Origin of the sequence: Micromonospora sp. NPDC049836 (assembly GCF_044465125.1) — a bacterium.
Classification (GTDB): Bacteria; Actinomycetota; Actinomycetes; order Mycobacteriales; family Micromonosporaceae; genus Micromonospora.
In genome coordinates, this window is the sequence record NZ_JBITLH010000002.1 from 479,257 (window position 1) to 502,852 (window position 23,596).

18 protein-coding genes are annotated in these 23,596 nt (G+C 74.3%); 12 read left to right on the top strand and 6 right to left on the bottom strand.

All coding sequences use genetic code 11. The annotated features are described in order from the left end of the window. Nucleotide 1: 1 nt before the first annotated feature. The 8 genes from ACIBPB_RS06125 to ACIBPB_RS06160 all read left to right on the top strand — a co-directional run bounded on the left by ACIBPB_RS06125 (nt 2) and on the right by ACIBPB_RS06160 (nt 11,506). The gene (locus ACIBPB_RS06125) at nt 2–919 is read left to right on the top strand and encodes a carbohydrate ABC transporter permease (protein WP_046567570.1); all 918 of its coding nucleotides are present in this window, start codon (nt 2–4) and stop codon (nt 917–919) included. Continuing rightward, entirely contained in the window at nt 916–1,794 is an 879-nt protein-coding gene (locus ACIBPB_RS06130) for a carbohydrate ABC transporter permease (RefSeq protein ID WP_396838454.1), read from the top strand. Before ACIBPB_RS06125 ends, ACIBPB_RS06130 begins: the two co-directional genes overlap by 4 nt. Beyond that, on the top strand, nt 1,794–3,008 hold the full coding sequence (locus tag ACIBPB_RS06135) for an ABC transporter ATP-binding protein (RefSeq protein ID WP_396838456.1): 1,215 nt from the start codon (nt 1,794–1,796) through the stop codon (nt 3,006–3,008). The genes ACIBPB_RS06130 and ACIBPB_RS06135 overlap by 1 nt, the downstream gene beginning before the upstream one ends. A 2-nt stretch (nt 3,009–3,010) precedes the next feature. Beyond that, on the top strand, nt 3,011–4,219 hold the full coding sequence (locus ACIBPB_RS06140) for a CehA/McbA family metallohydrolase (protein ID WP_396838457.1): 1,209 nt from the start codon (nt 3,011–3,013) through the stop codon (nt 4,217–4,219). Continuing rightward, nucleotides 4,210–5,118: a sugar phosphate isomerase/epimerase family protein gene (locus ACIBPB_RS06145; RefSeq protein ID WP_396838459.1), complete on the top strand. Its 909-nt coding sequence runs from the start codon at nt 4,210–4,212 to the stop codon at nt 5,116–5,118. Before ACIBPB_RS06140 ends, ACIBPB_RS06145 begins: the two co-directional genes overlap by 10 nt. After that, entirely contained in the window at nt 5,115–6,260 is a 1,146-nt protein-coding gene (locus ACIBPB_RS06150; protein ID WP_396838460.1) for a Gfo/Idh/MocA family protein, read from the top strand. The genes ACIBPB_RS06145 and ACIBPB_RS06150 overlap by 4 nt, the downstream gene beginning before the upstream one ends. Beyond that, nucleotides 6,260–9,007, top strand: a complete 2,748-nt coding sequence (locus ACIBPB_RS06155; RefSeq protein ID WP_396838461.1) for a hypothetical protein — start codon at nt 6,260–6,262, stop codon at nt 9,005–9,007. The genes ACIBPB_RS06150 and ACIBPB_RS06155 overlap by 1 nt, the downstream gene beginning before the upstream one ends. 288 nt (nt 9,008–9,295) lie before the next feature. Then, complete coding sequence (locus ACIBPB_RS06160) at nt 9,296–11,506, top strand: hypothetical protein (protein WP_396838462.1); 2,211 nt, start codon at nt 9,296–9,298, stop codon at nt 11,504–11,506. Nucleotides 11,507–11,642: 136 nt separating this feature from the next. Here ACIBPB_RS06160 and ACIBPB_RS06165 read toward each other — a convergent pair whose 3' ends face one another. After that, nucleotides 11,643–12,383 (bottom strand): SDR family oxidoreductase, encoded by a 741-nt coding sequence (locus tag ACIBPB_RS06165; protein WP_396838463.1) that lies wholly within the window; start codon nt 12,381–12,383, stop codon nt 11,643–11,645. A gap of 126 nt (nt 12,384–12,509) precedes the next feature. Here ACIBPB_RS06165 and ACIBPB_RS06170 point away from each other — a divergent pair, with 126 nt between their 5' ends. Then, complete coding sequence (locus ACIBPB_RS06170; RefSeq protein ID WP_396838464.1) at nt 12,510–13,010, top strand: RrF2 family transcriptional regulator; 501 nt, start codon at nt 12,510–12,512, stop codon at nt 13,008–13,010. 95 nt (nt 13,011–13,105) lie between these two features. Here ACIBPB_RS06170 and ACIBPB_RS06175 read toward each other — a convergent pair whose 3' ends face one another. From ACIBPB_RS06175 to ACIBPB_RS06195, 5 genes are all read right to left on the bottom strand, one after another. After that, entirely contained in the window at nt 13,106–13,807 is a 702-nt protein-coding gene (locus ACIBPB_RS06175; protein ID WP_396838465.1) for a copper homeostasis protein CutC, read from the bottom strand. After that, on the bottom strand, nt 13,804–15,915 hold the full coding sequence (locus tag ACIBPB_RS06180) for a dipeptide ABC transporter ATP-binding protein (protein ID WP_396838466.1): 2,112 nt from the start codon (nt 15,913–15,915) through the stop codon (nt 13,804–13,806). The genes ACIBPB_RS06175 and ACIBPB_RS06180 overlap by 4 nt, the downstream gene beginning before the upstream one ends. Nucleotides 15,916–15,929: 14 nt before the next feature. Next, the gene (locus tag ACIBPB_RS06185; protein ID WP_396838467.1) at nt 15,930–16,850 is read right to left on the bottom strand and encodes an ABC transporter permease; all 921 of its coding nucleotides are present in this window, start codon (nt 16,848–16,850) and stop codon (nt 15,930–15,932) included. After that, nucleotides 16,847–17,806, bottom strand: coding sequence for an ABC transporter permease (locus ACIBPB_RS06190; protein ID WP_396838468.1), 960 nt, complete (start codon nt 17,804–17,806; stop codon nt 16,847–16,849). The genes ACIBPB_RS06185 and ACIBPB_RS06190 overlap by 4 nt, the downstream gene beginning before the upstream one ends. 77 nt (nt 17,807–17,883) lie before the next feature. Further along, nucleotides 17,884–19,689, bottom strand: coding sequence for a peptide ABC transporter substrate-binding protein (locus tag ACIBPB_RS06195; protein ID WP_396838470.1), 1,806 nt, complete (start codon nt 19,687–19,689; stop codon nt 17,884–17,886). Nucleotides 19,690–19,977: 288 nt separating this feature from the next. On the opposite strand from ACIBPB_RS06195, the gene ACIBPB_RS06200 reads away from it, so the two are divergent. From ACIBPB_RS06200 to ACIBPB_RS06210, 3 genes are read left to right on the top strand one after another with little or no spacing between them, the layout of a single operon-like run. After that, nucleotides 19,978–21,123, top strand: coding sequence for an ROK family transcriptional regulator (locus ACIBPB_RS06200; protein ID WP_396838471.1), 1,146 nt, complete (start codon nt 19,978–19,980; stop codon nt 21,121–21,123). Between the two features lie 12 nt (nt 21,124–21,135). Beyond that, on the top strand, nt 21,136–22,605 hold the full coding sequence (locus ACIBPB_RS06205) for a M81 family metallopeptidase (RefSeq protein WP_396838473.1): 1,470 nt from the start codon (nt 21,136–21,138) through the stop codon (nt 22,603–22,605). Nucleotides 22,606–22,609: 4 nt separating this feature from the next. Then, nucleotides 22,610–23,569, top strand: a complete 960-nt coding sequence (locus ACIBPB_RS06210; protein WP_396838474.1) for an ROK family protein — start codon at nt 22,610–22,612, stop codon at nt 23,567–23,569. Nucleotides 23,570–23,596: the final 27 nt, after the last annotated feature.

Here is a 23,596-nt window from a genome sequence, read left to right on the forward strand (position 1 = left end):
GGTGGTCGAGGGAGCGCGCCCGGTTCCGGGCGCCTCCCCCGCCCCCGACGCCGCCGGGCTCGGCCGGGCCCGGGCCACCGGGTTCCTCGTCCCCGCCATGGTGCTCATCCTGGTCTTCCTGGTGGTGCCGGCGGCCTGGACGATCTACCTGGGCGTGACCAACTACCGGCTGACCGGGCTGGCCGCCGCCCACCCCGAGGTCGTCGGCCTGGACAACTACACCCGGGCCCTCGGCGACGAGCGGTTCCGCACCTCGCTGCTGCTGACCCTGCAGTTCGTCCTCGGCTCGGCGGTCATCGGGCAGGCCGGCCTCGGCTTCGCCATCGCGTTCGCGCTGCGCGACCGGCGCGGCCCGCTGCGCCGGCTGGTCGAGGGGTTCGTCCTGCTCTCCTGGATCCTGCCCAGCTCGGTGGTCGCGTTCCTCTGGATCGCCCTGCTCGACCGGGACGCCGGCACGCTCAACGCGCTGCTCGGCATCCCCGGCACGGCCTGGCTGCTCGACCACCCGATGCTGTCGATCATCGTGTTCAACACCTGGCGCGGCACCGCGTTCTCGATGATGCTCTACGCCGCCGCGCTGGAGAACGTCCCCCGCTCGCACCTGGAGACCGCGCGGCTGGCCGGCGCCTCGACCTGGCAGCAACTGCGCGACGTGGTCTTCCCGCACATCCGCGGGCACGTGCTGACCAACCTGCTGCTGATCAGCCTCTGGACGTTCAACGACTTCGCGCCGTTCCTGATCACCGCAGGCGGGCCCGAGCAGCGCTCGGAGATCCTGCCGGTCTACGTCTACAAGGTGGCGCTCTCCGGCGGCGAACTCGGCTTCGGCGCCGCCATCTCGTTCGTCATGCTGCTGATCAACCTGGTCATCGCGCTGGTCTACCTGCGCATGCTGGGCCGGCGGAAGGAGGCGGCGTGACCAGCACGGCCACCCCCGCGCCCACCACCGAGCCGACCGGCGACCGGCCCACCGTCGCGGTCCGCCACCTGCTCGCCCAGGTCGGCCGCTACACCTTCCTCTGCCTCGTGCTGGGCTTCTTCGCGCTGCCGCTGCTGTGGCTGGCCACCGCCCCGTTCGACGACACCCCGACGGTCACCGCCTCGCTGCCCACGTTCACCCTGGACAACTTCCGCGCCCTGCTGGACAACCCGTACGCGCTGAGTTCGCTGCTCAACTCGGTCTACCTGGCCGCCGGCACCGCCGTCCTGGTGGTGACCCTCGCCGCGCTCGCCGCGTACGCGCTGAGCCGGGTCCGGGTGCCCGGCCGCGACGCGCTGCTCTACGGGCTGCTGCTGCTCTCGTCGATCGTCACCGGCACGGCCACCATGGTGCCGCTGTTCGAGCTGGCCTTCCGGCTCAACCTGATCGACTCGCGGCTCGGCGTCATCCTGATCCTCAGTGGCGGGCTGCTGCCGGCGGCCATCTTCATCCTCAAGGACTTCATGGACTCCACCCCGACGTCCTACGAGGAGTCGGCCCGGGTCTTCGGGGCCAGCCCGTTGCAGATCATGCGGCACATCGTGGTGCCGCTGGTCCGCCCCGGCCTGGCCACCGTCGGGGTGTGGGCGGTGGCCAACGTGTGGGGCAACTTCCTGGTGCCGTTCCTGCTGCTGCGCGGGCCGGACAAAGCCCCCGCCGCGGTGATCATGTACACCCTCTACACCGAGGGCGGGCAGGCCGACCTGCGGCTGCTCTCCACCTTCTCGCTGCTCTACTCGCTGCCGGTGGCGCTCATGTTCGTCTTCGTCAGCAGCCGGTACGGGTTCCGCTTCCACGGAGGGATCAAGCGCTGATGTCCGCCATCACCATGCGCGAGCTGACCAAGGTCTACCCCGGCGGGGTACGCGCCCTGGACGCCCTCGACCTGGAGATCGCCGACGGCGAGTTCTTCGCCCTGCTCGGCCCGTCCGGTTGCGGCAAGACCACCCTGCTGCGCACCATCGCCGGCCTCGAGGTCGCCTCCGGCGGCAGCGTGCGGATCGGCGAGCGGGACGTCACCAACCTGCCGCCCGGCCGGCGCGACGTGGCCATGGTCTTCCAGGACTACGCCCTCTTCCCGCACATGACGGTGCGGGACAACATCGCCTACCCGCTGCGGATCAAGAAGGTCGACCGGCGCAGCCGCGCCGGCAAGGCCGCCGAGACCGCCGACGAGTTGGGCCTGGCCGGCCTGCTGGACCGCCGCCCCGGGCAGCTCTCCGGCGGCCAGCAGCAGCGCGTCGCCCTGGCCCGGGCGATGGCCTGCCACCCGCAGGTGTTCCTGCTCGACGAGCCGCTGTCCAACCTGGACGCCCGGCTGCGGCTGGAGGCCCGTACCTTCCTCAAGCGCCTGCAACGGGAACTCGGCGTCACCACCGTCTTCGTCACCCACGACCAGGCCGAGGCGCTCGCCCTGGCCGACCGGATCGCGGTGATGGAGGGCGGCCGGATCCGGCAGGTCGGCACCCCCACCGAGGTGTTCCGCCGCCCCGCGAACACCTTCGTGGCCGGCTTCATCGGCTCCACCCCGATGAACCTGGTCGCCGCTCGGGTGCACGGCGACGAACTGGCCGTGGCCCGGGCCCGGCTACCGCTGCCCGAGGACGCCCGGGACCGGGTCACCGACGGCGAGCGGCTGGTCTACGGGGTGCGCCCGGAATACCTCGACTACTCCGCGAGCCCCGTCGACGGCGCGCTGACCGGCGAGGTCGTGGTGGTGGAGAACCTGGGCAGCGTCTCCCTGGTCTCGCTGGACGTACCCGCCGACGACCCGGACGCCGCCGACGAGCCCGGCACGGGCCCGGCGGCCGGCGACGCGGGCGCGGTGGCCGGCGACGCGGGCGCGGGCGCGGGCCGGACCAGCGTGCAGGTGGTCGTGCCGGAGGGGAGCGAACCCGAGCCGGGCGACACCGGCTGGGTGGTGCCCCGCCCCGGCCGGTCGCTGCTCTACCGCGACGGCAACCTGGTCACCGCCGCCCCGCCCGCCGGCGTGCCGGCGCCCCGCGCGGGCGTCGCCGCCCGGAGCTGACCGTGGTCGTGCACCGGGGCAGGTGGACCCTGCAGGACCGCGCCGACGACGTGCTCCGGGCCCTGCCGGTCACCGTGGCGCCCGGCACCGCCGCGCTCACCGTCCGGCTGGACTACCCGCGCCAGGCCGGGGTGCTCGACCTCGGCTGCGTCGGTCCGGCCGGCTTCCGCGGCTGGTCCGGGGGTGCCCGCGACGGCTACACGGTGGCCGCCGACTGGGCCACCCCCGGCTACCTGCCGGGCGAGCTGGAACCCGGCGAGTGGCAGGTGCTGCTGCGGTTGCACCGCATCCCGCCCGACGGGCTGGACTACGAGGTCACCGCCACCACCAGCGGCACGCCGCCGCCCGCGCCACCCGTACCGGCGGCGCCACCCCGCCCGGACCGGCCGCCCCGCCGCGACCTGCCCACCGTCGACGGCCGGCGCTGGCTCGCCGGCGACCTGCACGCGCACACCGTGCACAGCGACGGCAGCTCCACCATCGACGAGCTGGCCGCGCTCGCCGCCGGCCGGGGCCTGGACTTCCTCGCCGTCACCGACCACAACACCGTCAGCCACCACCCGTGGCTGCCGGCCGCCGGCGCCCGCTACGGCATCACCCTGCTGCCCGGCCAGGAGGTCACCACCGACCGGGGGCACGCCAACGTGTTCGGCCCGGTCGGCTGGGTCGACTTCCGGCGGCCGCCCGACGAGTGGCTCGCCACCGCCCGGCGCGACGGCGGGCTGATGTCGGTCAACCACCCGCTCGGCGGCGACTGCGCCTGGCGCCAGCCGCTGGCCGAGCGCACCCCGCTGGTCGAGGTGTGGCACTCCGGCTGGTGGGACCGCACCTGGGGTGCCCCGCTGGCCTGGGCGCGGGCCTGGCGGCCGGACGTGGTGGCGATCGGCGGCAGCGACTTCCACCGCCCCGGCGACGACGCGCCACCCGGCTCCCCCACCACCTGGGTGCTCGCCGGCGGCGACCCGCCGCCGGGCGACGCCGTGCTGGACGCGCTGCGCGGCGGCCGTACCGCCGTCTCCGCCGCCCCCGACGGGCCGCTGCTGCTGCGCCTCGGCGACGAGCTGCTGGTGCTCGACGCCGACGGCGCGCTGCTGGCCTACCCGGACGGGCGGCACCGGCTGGTCCGCGGCGACCGGTGCCTGCTACCGGCCGGCGACGGGCTGCACGTCCTGGAGTCCCACCGCATGGAGGTGATCGCACTGTGCAGCTGACCGGACGCACCCGGGTGGCCGGCGCCCCCGTCAACTACGGCATCTACCGGACCGCCGACGCACCCGTCGGCCCCGACGACCTGCTCGCGGACCTGGCCCGCGACGGCTACACCGGGGTGGATTCCGGCCCGATCGGCTACCTCGGCGCCGGCCAGGCCCTCGTGCGGCGGCTGGCCACGGCCGGCATCGGGCTGGCCGGCGGCTGGGTCGACCTGCGCTTCGCCGACCCGGCCGGCTTCGCCGCGGACCTGGCCCAGCTCGACGCCGCGCTCGACGTGTTCACCGCGGCGCCGGCCGGCGACGCCCGGTTCGCGCCCCGGCCGACGCTGGCCTGCCCCGGCAACCCGGCCCGGATGGCCCGGCCGGGCACCCCGACCGACCTGGCCTCGGCGCTGCCCGCCGCCGCCTGGCCGGACTTCGCGGCGCGGGTGCAGCAGGCCGCCGACCGGTGCCGCGACCGCGGCCTGGAACCGGTGTTCCACTATCACCTCGGCACCGACGTGGAGACCGAGGCGGAGGCCGATCGGCTGCTCGAGCTGACCGACATCGCCATCTGCCTGGACACCGGGCACCTGACGCTGGCCGGCGGCGACCCGGTGGCCGCGCTGCGCCGCTGGGCCGGGCGGATCGGGCAGGTGCACCTGAAGGACGCCGACCTCGCCGTCCACGCCCGGGTCCGGGCCGCCGGCGGCGGGCTCATGGACATGGTCGCCGCCGGCGGCTTCTGCGCCCTGGGCCACGGCGACGTGGACCTCGCCGGGGTGCTCGCCGGCCTCGACGAGATCGGCTACACCGGCTGGCTGGTGATCGAGCAGGACGCCCCCGAGGGCGGGGCGCTCGACCGGATCCGGGCCGACCAGCACGCCAACCTCCGCTGGCTCGAGGAGGCGCTGCGATGACCGAGCCGGGCAAGCGGATCCGGATCGCGGTGGCCGGGCTGGGCATCATCGCCCGCACCGTGCACCTGCCGCTGCTGCAACGCCGCGGCGACCTGTTCGAGATCGTCGCGCTGGCCGACCTGTCCCCGGCCCGGGTGACCGAGCTGGGCGACCGGTACGGCGTCGAACCCGCCCGCCGGCACACCGACGCGGCCCGGATGGTGACCGACGGCGGCTGCGACGCCGTGCTGCTGGCCACCTCCGGCTCGCACGGCGAACTGGCCGCGCTGGCGCTGCGCGCCGGCCTGCCGGTGCTCTGCGAGAAGCCGCTGGCCTACACCGTCGCCGAGACCGCCCGCCTGGCCGAGCTGGGCGCCGGCGCCCCGGCGCTGATGGTCGGCTACATGAAGCAGTACGACCCGGCGGTGGCCGAGGCCGGGCGGCTGCTGGCCGAGCTCGGCGGCGCGGCGCGGGTGCACGCCGTGGAGGTGACCGTGCTGCACGCCGGCGGCGACCGGCAGTTGCGCTTCGCCAACCTACCGCCGGCCCCCGGCGACCTGCCGGTCGACGAGGTGGCCCGGCTGACCGCCGCGGACCACGCGCTGCTCGACGCCGCCGTCGGCGCCGACCCGGGCGCGCGCGCCCTCTACCAGATCCTGATCAACAGCATCTCGCACGACCTGTCGCTGTTGCGGCTCTTCACCGGGGCACCGGCCACCGTGGAGCAGGTCGCCACCTGGCCGCTCGGCCCGCACGGACCGGCCGAGCCGTCGGTGGAGATCAGCGGACGGCTGCCGGGCGGCGCGCGCTACGGCATCCGGTGGCTCAACCTGCCGGACTACCCCGCGTACCGGGAGACGGTCACCCTGCACCACGCCGGCGGCTCGCTGGAGCTGGTGTTCCCCTCGCCGTACCTGCTCAACGCGCCCACCACGCTCACCGTGGTGGACGAGCACGGCGGCGGCGAGCGGCGGGCCGCGTACCGGTCGGTGATCGAGGCGTTCGAGCAGGAACTGGTCGCGTTCCACGCGATGGTCACCGCGGGGGCCGCCCCGCTGACCGGCATCGCCGAGGGCGCGACCGACATCCGGACCAGCCAGCAGGTGGTACGCCGCTACGGGGAGCTGACCGGGGCGGCGATCGGCGGAGAGGCGGCGAGCTGATGACACGACCGACCGAGATCATCGTGGTCCCGCACACGCACTGGGACCGCGAGTGGTACGAGCCGTTCCAGCGGTTCCGGCTGCGCCTGGTGGCGCTGCTGGACGACGTGTTCGACCGGATGGAGCACGACCCGCGGCAGCGGTTCACCCTGGACGGGCAGCTCGCCGCGGTGGACGACTACCTGGAGGTCCGCCCGGAGCGGCGGGAGCAGGTGATCGACCTGGTCCGCGCCGGCCGGCTGTCGGTCGGCCCCTGGCAGATCCTGCTGGACGAGTTCCTCTGCTCCGGCGAGAACATCGTCCGCAACCTGGAACGCGGGCTGGCCCGCAGCGCCGACCTGGGCGGCGCCATGCCGGTCGGCTACCTGCCGGACATGTTCGGCCACATCGCCCAGATGCCGCAGCTCCTGGCCGGCGCCGGGCTCGCGCACGCCTGCGTGTTCCGGGGCGTGCCGGAGCGGGTGCACCAGCACGCCTTCGCCTGGCAGGCCCCGGACGGCACGACGATCCGCACCCAGTACCTGCCCGGCGGCTACGGCAACGCCGCGGCCCTGATGGAGAATCCCGCTCAGGTCACCCGCCGGGCCGGTGATCTCGCCGACCGGCTCGCCGGGTGGCGGCCGGCCGGCGACGACACCCCGGTCCTGGCCATGTACGGCACCGACCACGCCGCCCCGGCGCCGGACGCCCCCGACCTGCTGGCCACCGCCGACCTCGCCGGCACCCGGCTGCGGCTGGGCACCCTCGCCGAGTACTTCGCCACCCAGCCGGCCACCGTCGACGGCCTGCCGGTCGTTCGCGGCGAGCTGCGCTCGCACGCCCGGGCCAACATCCTGCCCGGCGTGATCTCCGTGCGCGCGCACCTCAAGCGGGCGATGAACCGCGCCGAGCGGCGCGTCGAGCGGTACGCCGAACCGCTCGCCGCGCTCACCCACGACGGGTCCGTGCAGCGGTTCCTCGACATGGCCTGGACCCGGCTGATCGACGCCAGCTGCCACGACTCGGTGACCGGCTGCGGCTGCGACGAGACCGCCGAGCAGGTCGCCGCCCGCCTCGCCGAGGCCGACCAGCTCGGCCGGGCGGTCTGCGACCTGGTCGGCGCCCGGCTGGCCGCCGCCGTGCCCCGCGACGGCTACCTGCTGTTCAACCCCACCCCGGCGGCGCGGACCGCCCTGGTGCGCCTGGACGTGGCGGTGCCGGCCGACGGCGGCGTGGCGCTCACCGACGCCACCGGGCGCGCCGTCGCCGCGCAGATCCTCGACCGGGCCCGCACGCTGCTCGCCGACGACGTGGTGCCGGCGGCGGACCTGCCGGCCGTGCTCACCCGGGTGCACGGCCGGGAGCTCTACGGCCAGGAGGTCACCGCCTGGTCCGTCTCGCCCGACGACGCCACCCTCACCTTCCAGGTGGCCCGGCACGGCGACCCGGCCTTCGACGTCGAGGACGTCCGGCTGGCGCTCGCCGCCGCCGGGCAGCCCGACCGGTGGCGGGTACGGATCCTCGCCGCGCCCCGGGCCACCGTCGCCGCCCTGGTCGAGGTGCCCGCGCTGGGGCGCGCCGCGGTCCGGCCGGCGCCGCTGCCGGCGACCGCGGCACCCGCCGCCGCCCCGGTCACGGTGGCCGGCCGCGGACTCGACAACGGCCTGCTCCGGGTCGACGTCGCCGAGGACGGGACGCTCACCCTGGCCACCCCGGACGGGGTCGCCGTGGACGGGGTCGGCCGGATCGTCGACGGCGGCGACGTGGGCGACAGCTACAACTACGCCCCGCCGGCGGCCGACGAACTGGTCGACAAGCCGCGGGCGGTACGCACCGTGGTGCGCCATGACGGGCCGCTGGTGGCCGTCCTGGACGTGCTGCGGGAGTACCGCTGGCCGGTGGCCGCCGACGTGGACGCCGGCTCCCGGGCCGTGGACCGGGAGCCGATCACCGTGACCACCCGGGTCGAGCTGCGCTGCGGTGAGCCGTTCGTCCGGCTGCGCGTCGAGTTCGACAACCGCTGCGACGACCACCGGGTCCGGCTGCACCTGCCGCTGCCGTCCCCGGCCGACACCTCGTACGCCGAGGGCCAGTTCGCCGTCGTGGCGCGCGGCCTGACCGCGGAGGGTGGCGGCGGTGAGGTGCCGCTGCCCACCTTCCCGGCCAACGGCTTCGTGGCCGCCGGTGGGGCGGACGGCGCGCTCGCGGTGCTGCTGACCCAGCCCACCGAGTACGAGCTGACCGACTCGGGCCGCGAGCTGGCGGTCACCGTGCTGCGGTCCATCGGGATGCTGTCGCGCAACCGGCACGCGCTGCGCGACGAGCCCGCCGGCCCGCAACTGCCGACGCCCGAGGCGCAGTGCCGGGGCGCCCGCACCGTCGACCTGGCGGTGCTGCCCTACCGGGGCGGCTGGCACGAGGCCGGCGTGGTGGCGGCCGCCGAGGCGTACCGGCACGAGCTGCTGGCCTTCCCCGGCACCGCCGACCCGGGCGTCCCGCTGCCCGGGCCGGCGGTCGGGCTCGGTGTCGAGGGCGCCGGCGTGGCGCTGACCAGCGTGCGCGACCGGGCCGGCCGCACCGAGGTACGGCTGGTGGCGCAGACCCCGGTGGACACCGTCGCGGTGCTGGGCGGCGTGCCGCTGCGCGGCGCGTGCCGGGCCGACCTGCTCGGCCGGGCCGGCGAACCGCTGCCGGTCGACGCCGACGGCCGGGTCCGGCTGCCGCTGCGGGCCTGGGAGATCGCCACCGTCCAGCTCGACCTCGCCTGATCGGGCCGCCCCGGGGCCCGCGGGCCCCGGGGCGCCCGCTGCCATGCAAGCGGTCGCGACCCGGCAAAGCCGGGGCAGCGCCCCGGCCGCCCTCCTAGCCTGGAACGAGGACGCGGGCCGCTACCGTCCTGCCCGCCGCCAACCGGGTCGGGCAGCCGACCGTCTACCGGCCCGCACAACGGGGCCGTCCCCGCGCCGGGTGCACCCGGTGCCGACCCCCCGAGACGACCCGGGGGGCCGATGTCGGAGGCAGCAGCACGGTCGACCGGGCCGGAAAGCTCCGACGACGTGGTCGAGCTGCGGATCCACGGTGCCGCCAGCGGGGGCGCCGGACCGGGGTTGGACGTGCCGTCGGTCGAGCAGGTCGCCGGCGACGCCAGCGGGGGCTTCTACCGGGCGCGCCGCGACGGGGGCAGCCCCGGCGGCGACCGGGTGACGCTGGAGGCGTACCGCTGGGCCGACCTGCCCACCGGGACCGTGGCCGGGACCCTGGCGATGGTGCTCCTGCTGCCGTTCATGCTGATCAACGTGGCGATCTGGATGCGCCCGGCGAACCCCGGCTCGGACCTGATCGTCCGGTCCCTGTGCCGGTTGCTGGCGCTCAGCCTCACCGTGCTCTACGTGCTCGCCGTCGCCGGGGTCGCCCTGGACCTGATCGCCTGGAAGTGCCTGGGCTCGCCGCCCTGCCTGGCCGGCCGGAGCTGGTTGTCCTGGCTGGGCGGGCGGCCGGCCGGGGTGCGCCTGGTGGTGCTGGCGCTGGTGCCGGCCGCCGCCGTCGGGCTGATCTGGCGGGGCAGCACCCGCCTGGGACGGGTGTACGAGGCCTTCCGGGCGCCCGAGGAGGGCGTCTCCGGGCACCGGCTCGGCGGCGTCGGCCGGTGGGACGCCGAACCGCTGGTGCGCCGGCTGCGTTCCCTGCACGTCGCGGCCGCGTTCGCGACCCTGGACGCCGCCCTGCTCGCCACCCGGCTCGCCGCCACCGACTCGGCCGGCACGCTCGTGCTGGCGGTTCTCACCGGGGCGGTCCTGACCGCCTGCGCGGTCCTGCTCTGCACCCCGGCGCTGATCGACCGGTCCCCCGCCGATCGGCGCCTCGACCGGGTGGCGAGCGTGCTGCGCACCATCGCGCTCGTGCTGACCCCCGCGGCGGCGGCCGATGTCCTGGCCGCCCCGCAGCGCTGGCCCGAGGAGGCCGGCCTGCCCGGCTACGACGCCCTGCTCACCGGGTTGTTCGTCAGTCAGACGGCGCTGCTGGCCGCCCTGGCGGCGGTGCTGCTCGTCCGCCGGGACCGCCGGCCGGCCGGCACGCCGCTGTTCGGGTTGGGCGCGCTGGTGATCGCGGCCGCCGCGATCAGCCTGGCGGCGGCGTTCTCCGCGGAGCTGGTCTACCGGGTGGCGGACTTCCTGGACCGGGACACGCAGACCGCGGCAGGACTGGCCGCCGGCCCGTCCCAGGCGTACGCCTGGGCGATCTTCGGCTTCTTCCGGACGGTACTGATCACCCTGCTGGTCGCGGGACTGGTGACCCTGATCTCCCGCCCCCACCGGCGGCGCGCGGCGGCGGCGATCGTGGCTCGCGACCATCCGGACCGCGCGGAGGCCGGGCCGCGACTGCGGCAGGTGCGGGAGGCCGTCGCCCACGCCCGGTTCACCGAGCTGCTGATCCCGTTGACCGTGGTCTACGCCGGCCTGGCCGCCGTCGGCACGGCCACCACCACCGTCGGCCTGCTGCGGGTGGGTCCCGGTGACGTCGTCGAGCGGTTCGCGGGGTTGCCCGCCGACCTGGTCAGCTTCGCCATCGCGGCCGGCAGCTGGCTGATCGCGCTGGTCGTTCTCGGCCTGCTGCTCGGCGGGATCTTCGCCCACCGCACGGCCGGGTTCCGCCGCCACGTCGGCGTGCTGTGGGACCTGGGCACGTTCTGGCCCCGGGCCGCGCACCCGTTCGCGCCGCCCTGCTACGCCGAACGGGCCGTGCCGGAGCTGACCCGGCGGATCACCTACCTGGTCGGGCGCGGTCAGGCGGTCCTGCTCACCGGGCACAGCCACGGGTCGGTCCTGGCCGCCGCGGCGGTGCTCCAGCTGCCGCCCGGGGTCTGCGGCCGGGTGGCCCTGCTCACCCACGCCTCACCGCTGCGCCGGCTCTACGCCCGGCTCTTCCCCGCCTACCTCGACGACGAGGTGCTGCACGAGGTCGGGGCCCGGCTCGGCTGGCGGTGGGTGAACCTGTGGCGCGACACCGACCCGGTCGGCGGTTGGATCTTCTCCGCCCACCGGCCGGTCCCGCCCGCCACGGCCGGCGACCCGGCGGCAACCGTGGACCGCCGGCTGCGCGACCCCACCGACGTGGTGGCCCCGCCGGGCGACAGCGTCCCACCGCCGATCCAGGGACACCGGCCCTGCGAGTCGGACCCGCGGTTCATCGCGGCGGCGCACGAGCTGGTGGAACGCCTCCGCGCGGGGGCGGACCGCGGGCCGGACCGGGACGGCCCGGGGCGGTGACGCCGCCGGGGCGGCCCGGGGCGGTGACATCGCCGGGCGGCCGGGCAGGACCAGGGCCCGGCCCTCGCCGGCCCGCTCGCCCTGCCGGTCGTCACCCGCTCGCCCGTCCTGCCGGGCGGAGGTCGGTCCGCCGCGGTCAGCGGGCCGACTGGAGCCAGTCCCGGTAGTGGGTGGGCGCGCGGCGCGCGTCCGGGCCGCCGATGAGCACGTCGCCGTCGACGACCGCGAACATGCCGGCCTGGTCGTCGGTGACCACGGTCCGGTCGTCCTGCTGGACGGCGAGGGTGAGCCGCCCGAGCTCGTCGAGGGCGAAGACGTCCGGGCCGGCGACGTTGCGGATGCCGTTCAGCGGCGCCCCGGTCGCCACCTCGACGACCGCGTCCACCACGTCGGCGGCGGCCATCGGCTGCACCGGGGTGGCGGGCAGGCGGACGGTCTTGTCGTCCGAGGTCCAGGCCAGGACCGCGTTGACGAACTCGAAGAACTGGGTGGCGCGCACGATGGAGTACGGCGTGGGCCCCTGGCGGAGCAGCTCCTCCTGCAGCGTCTTGGCCCGGTAGTAGTCGAGCTGCGGGACCTGGTCCACGCCGACGATCGAGAGGACCACCTGGTGCCGGACGCCGGCCCGCTCCCCGGCGGACAGCAGGTTGTTCATCGAGGTACGGAAGAAGTCCAGCGAAGCCTCGTCGAAGGTCGGCGAGTTCGCCACGTTGACGACCACGTCGGCGCCCGCCAGCGCCTGTCCCAGGCCCGCACCGGACAGCAGGTCGACGCCGGTCGACGGGGATGCCGCGACGGCCTCGTGCCCGGCCTCGGTCAGCTTCCGCACCACCTGCGAGCCGATCAGTCCGGTGCCACCGATGACTGTGAGCTTCATGGCCCTCACCCTTCCACGGCATGCCGCCCGGCACGCCCGGTTCGTCGAGGCATCCGGCCCCGAACTCGGATAATTCTTGTCCGAGACAATAATCGGATAGCCTTTGTCCGAGTCAAGGGGGGTCGGATGAAGCTGTCGGGTGGGGTCGAGTGGGCGCTGCACTGCTGCGTGGTGCTGACCACGGCGACGGAGCCGGTGCCGGCCGCCCGGCTCGCCGAGCTGCATGACGTCTCCGGCAGCTACCTGGCCAAGCAGTTGCAGGCGCTCTCCCGCGCCGGCCTGGTGACCTCCGTGCAGGGCAAGGCGGGCGGCTACGTGCTGACCCGGTCGCCCGACCTCATCACCGTCCTCGACGTGGTCGCCGCCGTCGACGGCGCCGCGCCCGCGTTCGTGTGCACCGAGATCCGCCAGCGCGGCCCGCTGGCCACGCCGGCGGAGGCCTGCACCCGGCCGTGCCCCGTCGCCCGCGCGATGGCCGACGCCGACGCCGCCTGGCGCGCCGCGCTGCGCGCGGTGTCGATCGCGGACCTGGCCCGCGGCGTGGACGAGGACTACGGCCCCACCGCGCTCGGCGGCATCCGCGGCTGGCTGGGCGGGCCGGACGAGGGCGACCCCGCGCGGGAGTGAGCGGGGCCGGTCCGGCGGCGGCGCGGGCGACCGCGTTGGGCACTGCCCCGCTGGGCGGCCCTGAACAAGCTATCGGTCACCGGCCGGCGCTCGGGTCACGCCTCGGCACGCGTGGCGTCGGCAACCCGGCGTACCTCGTCGCCGTCGGTGGCCTCGCGGCCGTCGCGGCGCACCGGCGCCCGCAGGTGCACCGCCGACGCTCCGGTCTCCGCGAGCACCTGCCGGACGTTGTGCGACCGGATGCCGCCGCCGGCGATGACCCGCAACCGGTCGCCGGCCCGCTGCCGCAGTGCGGCGATCCGCGCGGCGCCGGCCAGCGCGGTCGGCGCCCCGCCCGAGGTCAGAACGGCGTCGGCCCCGAGGTCGATGATCTCCTCGACCGCCCTCAGCTGGTCGCCCACCTCGTCGAAGGCCTTGTGCACCGTCACCGGCAGCGGTCCCGCCGCCTGGATGAGGCGCCGCAGCACGGCCAGATCGAGGCCGCCGGTGGCGGTGACGGCACCGACCACCACCCCGACCGCGAGACCGTGCGGGTTGGGCAGCCCGCGGATGGCCCCGATGTCGGCGAGCATGACCTGCTCCTCGACCTCGCTCACCCGGAAGTCGCCGCCCCGGGGGCGGACCATGACCCGTACGGCCACCCGGCGCAATGTCCGCAGCGCGACCTCGACCGTCCCCAGGCTCGGGGTGGTGCCGCCCTGGCCGAGGTCGGCGCACAGCTCCAGCCGGTCGGCGCCGGCGGCCTCGGCCACCAGCGCGGTCGGCACGTCGCTCACGCAGATCTCGACCGTGGTCATGCCGCCGCCCCGGCCCGGGCGGACGCCGCGGCCGACTCCGGACGCAGCGGGAAGTGGCAGGCCACCTGGTGCGCGTCGCCGGTCAGCGGGGGTTCGGTGGCGCAGACGTCCTGGGCCAGGGGGCACCGGGTCCGGAACCGGCACCCGGTGGGCGGGTTCAGCGCACTGGGCAGCTCGCCCCGGATGGTCACCCCGTCGCGTACGGTCGCGGCGTTCGGCGTGACGGAGGGGACGGCGTCGATGAGCGCCTGCGTGTACGGGTGCCGGGCGGCGCGGACCACGTCCCGCGCGGGCCCGACCTCGACGAGCTTGCCGAGGTACATGACGCCGATCCGGTCCGCCATGTAGTCGACCACGGACAGGTCGTGGCTGATGAAGACGTACGCCAGGCCGAGCTCACGCTGCAGGTCCCGCATGAGGTTGAGGACCTGCGCCTGGATGGACACGTCCAGCGCGCTCACCGGCTCGTCGCCGACGATCAGCCGGGGTTGCAGGGCCAGCGACCGGGCCAGCCCGATGCGCTGGAGCTGGCCCCCGGAGAACTCGTGGGGGTAGCGCTCCAGGACCCGCCGGGACAGCCCCACCTGGTCGAGCAACGTCGCGATCCGCGCCCGCCGATCCGCCGTTCCACCCACCTTCTGGATCTCGAGGGGTTCGGCGAGGATGGCGTCGACGCGCATTCGCGGATTCATCGCGGCGTAGCTGTCCTGGAACATCAGCTGGACCTGCCGGTGCATCCGGCGGCGCTCCCGTCCGGCCAGGCCGGCGATGTCCGTGCCGTCCAGCATGATCTGCCCGGCGCTCGGCCGCTCCAGCCCGACAGCCAGCCGGCCCACGGTGGACTTGCCGCAGCCGGACTCGCCGACCAGCCCGAACGTCTCGCCCGGGCCGACGTCGAACGACACCCCCGCCACGGCGCTGACCTGGCCGGCGGTCCGGCGCAGCAGCCCGCGCCCGTGCGCGGCGTAGTTCTTGACCAGGTTTCGCACCGACAGGACGGGCTCAGCCGACGGCTCAGCGGGTGCGACCGCGGTGCCCTCCCGCACCGGCTCGACCCGTACCGGGGCGGGCCGGCTGACCGGCGCGGCGGGCTCCGCCGGCACCGGGTGCAGGCAGGCGTGCTGGTGCGCGCCGGCCGACAGGGTCACCTCGGTGCTCCGGCACTCGTCGGTGACGTGCCGGCAGCGTGGCGCGAAGCGGCAGCCGGTCAGGGGCCGGGACAGGTCCGGCGGCAGGCCCGGAATGCTGTAGAGGCGGGCGTGTTCACCGCTCTCGCGGATCGCCGCCTCGGGCAGCGCCTCCATGAGCGCCTGCGTGTAGCGGTGCCGCGGTGCGCGGAACAGCTCCGCGGTCGCGGCGGTCTCGACCACCCGTCCGGCGTACATGACGGCGACCCGGTCGGCGCGGCCGGCGATCACCCCGAGGTCGTGGGTGACCAGGACGACGGCCATCCCGAACTCGTCCCGCAGGTCGTCGATGAGTTCGAGGATCTGCCGCTGGGTGGTGACGTCGAGCGCCGTGGTCGGCTCGTCGGCGATGAGCAGGCGGGGTGAGCAGACCAGCGCCATCGCGATGGCGACCCGTTGCCGCATCCCACCGGACAGCTCGTGCGGGTAGTTGTCGACGATCCGCTCCGGGCGCGGCATCCCGACCCGGCGGAGGATCTCGATGGTCCGCTCCCGGGCCTCCGCCCGGCCGACCCGCTCGTGCACCCGCAGCGGTTCCCCGACCTGAGCGCCGATGCGCATGGTCGGGTTGAGCGAGGTGAGCGGGTCCTGGAAGACCATGCCCATCCGGACCCCGCGGATCCGGCGTACCTGGTCGGCCGGCAGCGCGCGCAGGTCGCGGCCCTCGAAGAGGATCTGTCCCCCGGACACCCGGCCGCCGGGCGGCAGCAGGCCCATGATCGAGAGCGCGGTCATGGTCTTGCCGCTGCCCGACTCGCCCACGACGCCGAGGGTCTCCCCCGGCATGACCCGGAGGCTGACCCCGTCCAGGGCGTGCACCGTGCCGCGGCGCAGCGCGATGTCGGTGTCGAGGTCGCGCAGTTCCAGCAGGGGCTGGACTCCGCCGGCTGCCGGCGTGTGCCGGCCGGTCGATTCGCTCATTTTTCTGCTCCTGGTCAGCGTCGCCGGAGGCGGACCTCGAAGGCGTCCCGCAGGCCGTCGCCGATGAAGTTGAAGGCGAGGACGATGAGGATGATGGCGATGCCGGGCGGGTAGAGCAGCCACCAGTGGCCGCTGTAGGTGTCCGCCAGGCCGTCGGAGAGCATCCCGCCCCAGTTCGCCGCCGGCGGTGGGACGCCGAGGCCGAGGAAGGACAGGTACGCGACGTAGAGGATCGCGTCGGCGACCTGGAAGGTCGCGTTGACGATCACGGTGCCGATGGCGTTCGGCACGATGTGCCGGCGCACCGCCCGGCCGCCGGTGCCACCCATCCCCCGCATGGCCTGGACGTACTCGCGGGAGCGCAGGGTCAGTGCGTCGCCGCGGACCAGCCGGGCCGGTCCCAGCCAGGCGAACGCGCCGATGATGACGATGAGCATCGACACGCTCGGTGTGACGATGGCGGCGAGCAGCATGAAAAGGAACAGCGACGGGATCGACATCATCGCGTCGACGACCCGCATCATCGCCGAGTCCACCCAGCCGCCGGCGAACCCGGCGACGGCGCCCCAGATCGTGCCCAGGGCGGTGGCGAGGATCCCGGCGGCGAGCCCGACGATGATCGAGGTCTGCCCGCCGAGCATGAGCCGCCCCAACTGGTCGTAGCCGACCCCGTCGGTGCCGAGCGGATGCCCCTGGTCACCGGGGGCCAGGTGGACCGCGGTGAGGTCCGTGTGCACCTGGTCGGTGTGGTAGAAGACCGGACCGAGGAAGCAGATCCCGGCCAGCAGGACGAACAGGCCCAGGCCCACCAGGGCGAGCCGGTTCTCGCAGAAGACGACAAGTCCCTGCCGCCAGAGGCCGCGCACCGGCGCCTCGGCGTCGGCCGGCTGGTCGGGGACGGCGCCTGGTCGGACCGCCTCGGGGAGTGTGGTCATGACGCGCTCCGCTGAAGTCGGACCCGGGGATCGACGGCGGCGTAGAGCAGGTCGGCGACGAGCGCGCCGACCACCGTCGCGATCGAGATGATGACGGTGACCCCGAGCAGGATCGGGAAATCACGCTTGAGCGCCGCCTGCCAGAACAGCTGCCCCATGCCGGGGAAGTTGAACAGCGACTCGACGACCAGCGCCCCGCTGAACAGCGCGGGCAGGTACATGCCGAGCAGCGCGATGACCGGGAACAGCCCGTTGCGCAGGGTGTGCCGCAACACCACCCGCCGCTCCGAGAGGCCCTTGCTGCGGGCGGTCCGCACGTAGTTCTCGGTGAGGTTGTCGACCATGGCGGAGCGGACGTACCGGGAGTAGACCGCGATGGTGACGATGGCCAGGGTGATCGTGGGCAGGACCAGCCCGGCCGGGTCGGCGAGCACCTCCGCCACCGTGAACCCCTGCGGGGCCTCGGGCGGCAGGATGGGCCAGACCTGCGAGAACAGGATGATCAGCATGAGGCCCATGAAGAAGATGGGCGTGGCGTACGCCAGCAGCGACAGCGAGGTGATGGCGTAGTCGGGCCAGCGGTTGCGGCGTACCGCCTGGATCACGCCGAGCGGGATCGCCAGCACGATGGCGAGCACGGTCGACAGCAGCGACAGCACCATCGTCTTCGGCAGCCGCTGGCTGATCGCCTCGACGACGGACTGGTTGAGTTGGTACGAGTAGCCCAGGTCGCCCTGCAGGAGGCGTTGCAGGTACATGCCGTACTGCTGGATCCAGGGCCGGTCGTAGCCCATGTCGTGGTTGAACGCCGCCAGCTGCTCCAGCGTCGCCTCCTTGCCGAGGGTGGCGCGCGCCGCGCCCCCGGGCAGCAGGTGCAGGATGAGGAACGCGATCACCGTGACGAGCACGACGACGACGAGGGCCTGGCCCAAGCGCGTGATGAGGTACCGGACCACCTGGGCCGTGCCTCCTCCCTGGTCGGGGCCCCGGCGGCGCGGTGGGCGCCGCCGGGGCCGGGACGATCAGTGACCGGTCACTTCCAGGACCAGTCCTGGAAGTACATGAAGTTCATCGGGTCCTGCGGCTCGACCCCCTGCAGACCGGACCGGTACGCCGAGACCTGGAACACCGGGTTCGGCATCCAGAGCACCGGCAGGTCCTTGGCGAGGAAGTCGTTGTAGGCCTTGAGCGCGCTCTCGTCGCCGGAGAACTGGGTGGCCTCGATGAGCCTGTCGGCCTCCGGGTTGCTGTAGCTGCCCAGGTTCACCGGGGCGCCGGTGGCGAAGAGCCGCTCGCCGCTGGCGAACGCCGGGTAGTACCAGCTGCCCTGCGAACCGAAGAAGGACATGTCCCACGAGCAGGTGGCGTCCGCCGGCTTGCAGGCCGGGGTGACCGCGACCGAGTCGGGCACCTCCTTGATGGTCAGCTGGATGCCGAGCTTGGCCATCTGCGACTTGATCTCGGCGAACATCTTGGTCGTGGCGGCGAAACCGATCTGGCTGGTCACGGTGAGGTTCAGCGGCGTGCCGGCGGCGACGCCGTCGCCGCACTGGTTCGGGCCGCTGCCCGGCGTCTGGCAGGTGGTCTGCCCGTCCGGGGTCACCTTCCAGCCGTGGCTCTCCAGCAGTTCCTTCGCCTTGGCCGGGTCGAACGAGTACACGCAGCCGGACGCGTCGGCGCCGTTGGTGCCCGGCTTGGCCGGCACCGGGCCGCAGGTCGGCGCGGCCGTCCCGGACCAGATCACCTTGCTGATCGTCGGCTGGTCGATGAGCATCTGCAGCGACTGCCGCAGGTACGGCTGCTTGAACAGCACCCCGGTCTTCGGGTTGTTGAAGTTCAGCTGCAGGTAGGTGACGGACCAGCCGTACCACGGCGAGACCGTGTAGCCCTTGGACTTGAGGTAGCCCTCCTGGGAGAGGTTCGCCGCCGGCACGTACCCGTAGTCGATGTCACCGGCGCGCAGCACGTTGAACTCGGCGTCGTCGCCGGTGAACGGCCGCAGCACGATCTTGGCGAGCTTCGGCTTGTCCACACCCGAGTAGCTCGGCTGCGCGGCGAGGGTGACCTCGCCGTTGGGCACGTACTTCGCCAGCTTCCAGGGGCCGCTGGTGACCTTCCACAGCTCGTTCGAGTCGTACGTCTTGGGGTCCTTGGCGGCCTTGGTGAGGAAGTCGAAGACCTTCTTCGCGCCCGCCGGCGTGCTGGCCAGGTTGCTCACCGCCGCGGTGGCGGAGTCCTTGTCCCAGGCGTGCTGCGGCATCGGGGTGATCTTGTTGAGCTGGTTGTCGACGAACCAGGCGGTGTTGAAGACCTTCGTGGTGGTGATCGAGAAGGTCTTCTCGTCCTTGACCGACCACTGCGCGATGTTGTCCGGGAGGCCGCCGGCCCGGTAGGACGCCCACTTGTCCTTGTTCGCGCGGACCAGGTCGTACCAGAACTGGATGTCCCTGGTCGTGACAGGCTTGCCGTCGGACCAGGTGTTGTCCTTCAACGTGATGGTCAGGGTCTTGCCGCCGTCGCTCACCACCGGCGGCTCGGCCATCGAGCGCTGCGGGTCGATGTTGTACTGCGCCGAGCCGTCCAGCTTGTACTGGTAGAGGGACCGGTACAGCGCCTGGCCGAAGATGGCGTTCTCGCCCTGGGTGAAGCCGGGTGCCGAGATCGGCAGGATCCAGTTGGGCGTGCGGAAGGCGACGGTCGCGGTGTCCTTGCCCTGACTCCCGCCGTCCTTCGACGAATTGCTGCCGCCGCCGCAGGCGACCAGGCCCGCCCCGAGGGCGACGGCGCTGGCCACCGCCACCGCGCCGCGGAGGGCTCGCCGGGGAAATCTGCTCCTCATGAATCTCCTCGATTGATGTGCACTGCCCCGCGTCTCCGGGCGCTACCGGCGGTGCCACGCGTTCGGCCCCGCGGTGCTGCTCCTCGACGTTCGACGCGGAGAATGTATCCGGGCCGAAGTCATGAGTCAACGAAACTTACCCTCTTTATTCGGCTACTTCGGTCGAGGTACGATCTAAGTCGGCGAAGCATCGACCGATACTCTTCGCGTGGGCTCCGGCGTGCACCCCGCCGGGCACTGCGACACTGAGGCGGCGCCGGAGGACCGCCCGAACAAGGAGAGGCACCCTTGGAACCATCGATCTCCGCCACGCTGCGAGACCAGACCCTGAGCCTGCTGGCCAGCGGCACGGTCACCTCGCGCGCCGACCTCATCGAGGCGTTGCAGGTCGCCCCCTCCACCGTCACGACCGTGGTGCGCCGGCTGCTCGAGGAGGGCGTCATCCTCGAGGAGGGGGTGGGCCGGTCCACCGGGGGACGGCGGCCCCGGATCCTGCGCCTGCGCGAGACCAAGGGGATCCTCGCCGTCGCGGAGCTGGGTGGCCGGCACGCCCGGGTGGGGTTGTGCGCGCCCGACGGCGGCCTGCGCACCACCGAGGAGGTGGCCATCGACATCGCGGCCGGACCGGCCGAAGTGTTCGAGGTGGTCGCCGCGACGTTCGACCGGCTCCAGGCGGCGACCGCGGCCGGCCAGGAGTTGCTCGGGGTCGGCGTGGCCCTGCCGGGCCCGGTCGAGTTCCCCGGTGGACGGCTGATCGGCCCGGCCCGGATGCCCGGCTGGAGCGGCGTCGACGCGCGGGCCCGCCTCGCCGAGCGCTTCCCGGTGCCGGTGGTCGTCGACAACGACGCCAAGGCGGCGGCGATCGGCGAGTACGTCACCCGCCGGGACGAGTTCGGCGACATGATCTACGTCAAGGCCGGCACCGGCATCGGCGGCTGCCTGGTCAGCGGCGGCCAGATCTACCGGGGCGGGCGCGGCCTCAGCGGCGACGTCACCCACGTCCGCGTGGCGGACAGCGGCGAGCGGGAATGCTCCTGCGGCAGCCGGGGCTGCCTCGAGACCGTCGCCAGCGGGGCCGCCCTGGCCCGCCAGTTGGCCGAACAGGGCTCCCCGGCGACCAGCATCCGGGAGATCGTGGCGGCCGTCAGCGACGCCGACCCCACCGCGGTGACGATGGTGCGCCACGCCGGCCGGCTGCTCGGCGTCGCCCTCTCCGGCCTGGTCAACTTCCTCAACCCCGACGCCGTCGTCATCGGCGGCGCGCTGTCCAGCCTCGACGTCTACGTGGCCGCGACCCGCGGGATGCTCTACGAGCGCTGCCTACCGCCCGTGACCCAGTCCCTGACCATCGAAGCCAGCGTCGCGGGCCCGGATGCGGCCCTGGTCGGCCTCGGGCACCTGCTGCGCACGACGACCGACGTACGACCCTCCTGAGGAGCAACACCCGTGCCCCGTCCCCTCCGCGTCGCCATCGGCGGCATCCACATCGAGTCCAGCACGTTCTCGCCGCACCTGAGCACCGCCGACGACTTCGAGGTCACCCGGGGCGATGCCCTGCTGGCGCGCTACGACTGGCTCTCCCCCGTCCAGCCCTGGGCCGCCGACGTCGAGTGGATCCCGCTCGTGCACGCCCGGGCCCTGCCCGGCGGGGCGGTGGACGCCGCGACGTACGAGGCCTGGGCCACCGAGCTGGTGGAGAAGCTGGGCGCGGCCGGCCCCCTGGACGGCATGCTGCTGGACATCCACGGCGCGATGACCGTCGTCGGGCGCGACGACGCGGAGGGCGATCTCGTCACCGCCATCCGGTCGGTGCTCGGGCCGGAGCCGTTCGTCTCCGCCGCGATGGACCTGCACGGCAACGTCTCGCGGGTGCTCTTCGACGCCTGCGACCTGCTCACCTGCTACCGCACCGCCCCGCACGTCGACGTGTGGGAGACCCGTGAGCGCGCCGCCCGGAACCTGGTCGAGGCGCTGCGCCGGCAGCAGCGCCCGCACAAGGCGCTGGTGCACGTGCCGATCCTGCTGCCGGGCGAGATGACCAGCACCCGCGAGGAGCCGGCCCGCGGACTCTACGCGCGGATCCCCGAGGTGGAAGCCCGCGACGGCGTCGTCGACGCGGCGATCTGGATCGGATTCGCCTGGGCCGACCAGCCGCGCTGCCGGGGCGCGGTCGTCGTCACCGGCACCGACGCCACCGCCACCACCGAAGCGGCCCGCGAGCTCGGCGGGCACTTCTGGGCGGCCCGCGACGAGTTCGCCTTCGTGGCACCCACCGGCTCGATGGACGAGTGCCTCGACGCCGCCCTGGCCGCGGTCGCCGATCCGGCCCGGCGACCGTTCTTCATCAGCGACTCCGGTGACAACCCGGGCGCCGGCGGCGCCGACGACGTCACCTTCGCCGCGGCACGGATGCTGGCCCGCCCCGAGATCCGCGACGGCTCGCGCCGTGCCGTGTTCGCCTCGCTGGTCGACCCGCAGGCCGTGGCGCAGGTCGCCGACCGGCCGCTCGGCTCGCCGGTCCGGGTGACCGTGGGCGGGCGGATCGACCCCCGGGACCCGGGACCGCTGCCGCTGGACGGGATCCTGGAGGCGGTCGCCGACGATCCCGACGGCGGGCGGTGCGTCAGCGTACGGGTCGGCGGGCTCAGCGTCCTCGTCACCTCCCGCCGGATGCAGTACCGCCTGCTCGACTCCTACGCCCGGCTGGGCATCAAGGTCGACGAGATGGATCTCGTCGTGGTGAAGATCGGCTATCTGGAACCCGAACTGTTCGACGCGGCCGGCGACTGGCTGCTCGCCCTGACCCCGGGCGGCGTCGACCAGGATCTCGCGCGGCTGCCGTACCGGAACGTGGTGCGACCCGTGTTTCCCCTGGACCGCGACTTCACCGCGGACCTCGCCGTGGTGACCGGGTGATCGCGTGACCCAGCCCGAAGGCCAGTGCGTCCTCGCCGTCGACGTCGGCGGGACGACCATCAAGGGCGCCGTGGTCGGTGCGGACGGCCGGCGCCGGCACACGCTCACCGCGCCGTCGCGCGCGGACGACGACCCGGTCAAGGCGGTCCGCTCGCTGTGCCGCCAGCTGCGCGACGACGCGCTCGATCTCGGCGCCACACCCGCCGCGATCGGCGTGGTCACGCCGGGCCTCGTCGACGAGACGAACGGGGTGGTGCGGTACGCCGCCAACCTCCGGTTCCGCGACGTGCCACTCCGCGCCCTCGTCGGGGACGACCTCGGGCTTCCGGTGGCGGTCGGGCACGACGCTCGGGCGGCCGGCGTCGCCGAGGCGGTGGCCGGAGCCGCCCGGGGACTGGACAACTTCCTGCTGCTGCCGCTGGGCACCGGCATCGCCGCGGCCGTGGTGGTGCACGGCGAGCCGGTGCCGGGCGCGACCGGTTCGGCCGGCGAGGTCGGCCACATGCCGGTCCACCCCGGCGGCGAGCCCTGCAGCTGCGGGCAGCGGGGCTGCCTGGAGGTGTACGCCTCCGCCGGCGGGCTGGCCCGCCGCTACGCCCGGCTCGGCGGCACCCCGGACTCGGACAGCCGGGCCATCGCCGGCGCGGTGGCCACCGACCCGGTCGCCGCCGCCGTCTGGGACGACGCGACCCAGGCGCTGGGGATCGCCCTGGCCACCCTCACCCTGACCCTCGACCCGGCCCGCATCGTGCTCGGCGGCGGGCTGGCGGACGCGGGCGAGCTGTTCTTCGACCCGGTACGCGACGCCCTGCGCGCGGCCCTCGCCTGGCGGACCCCACCCCCGGTGCTGCGCTCCGCCTTCGGTCCGCAGGCCGCGCAGATCGGCGCCGCCGTCCTGGCCCGACGGCTCGCCGGGCTGTCCGTTCCGGACGGTTGGGGCGCACCCGAGCCGGGAGAGGGCTGAGCCGGTTTCGACCTCAAGAACGGCACC

What these genes read in the sequence shown, in the direction of transcription:
- ACIBPB_RS06135 (WP_396838456.1), top strand. Translation starts at nt 1,794, where the DNA reads ATGTCCGCCATCACCATGCGCGAGCTGACCAAGGTCTACCCCGGCGGG.
- ACIBPB_RS06150 (WP_396838460.1), top strand. Translation starts at nt 5,115, where the DNA reads ATGACCGAGCCGGGCAAGCGGATCCGGATCGCGGTGGCCGGGCTGGGC.
- ACIBPB_RS06155 (WP_396838461.1), top strand. Translation starts at nt 6,260, where the DNA reads ATGACACGACCGACCGAGATCATCGTGGTCCCGCACACGCACTGGGAC.
- ACIBPB_RS06165 (WP_396838463.1), bottom strand. Translation starts at nt 12,383, where the DNA reads ATGAAGCTCACAGTCATCGGTGGCACCGGACTGATCGGCTCGCAGGTG.
- ACIBPB_RS06170 (WP_396838464.1), top strand. Translation starts at nt 12,510, where the DNA reads ATGAAGCTGTCGGGTGGGGTCGAGTGGGCGCTGCACTGCTGCGTGGTG.
- ACIBPB_RS06175 (WP_396838465.1), bottom strand. Translation starts at nt 13,807, where the DNA reads ATGACCACGGTCGAGATCTGCGTGAGCGACGTGCCGACCGCGCTGGTG.
- ACIBPB_RS06180 (WP_396838466.1), bottom strand. Translation starts at nt 15,915, where the DNA reads ATGAGCGAATCGACCGGCCGGCACACGCCGGCAGCCGGCGGAGTCCAG.
- ACIBPB_RS06185 (WP_396838467.1), bottom strand. Translation starts at nt 16,850, where the DNA reads ATGACCACACTCCCCGAGGCGGTCCGACCAGGCGCCGTCCCCGACCAG.
- ACIBPB_RS06195 (WP_396838470.1), bottom strand. Translation starts at nt 19,689, where the DNA reads ATGAGGAGCAGATTTCCCCGGCGAGCCCTCCGCGGCGCGGTGGCGGTG.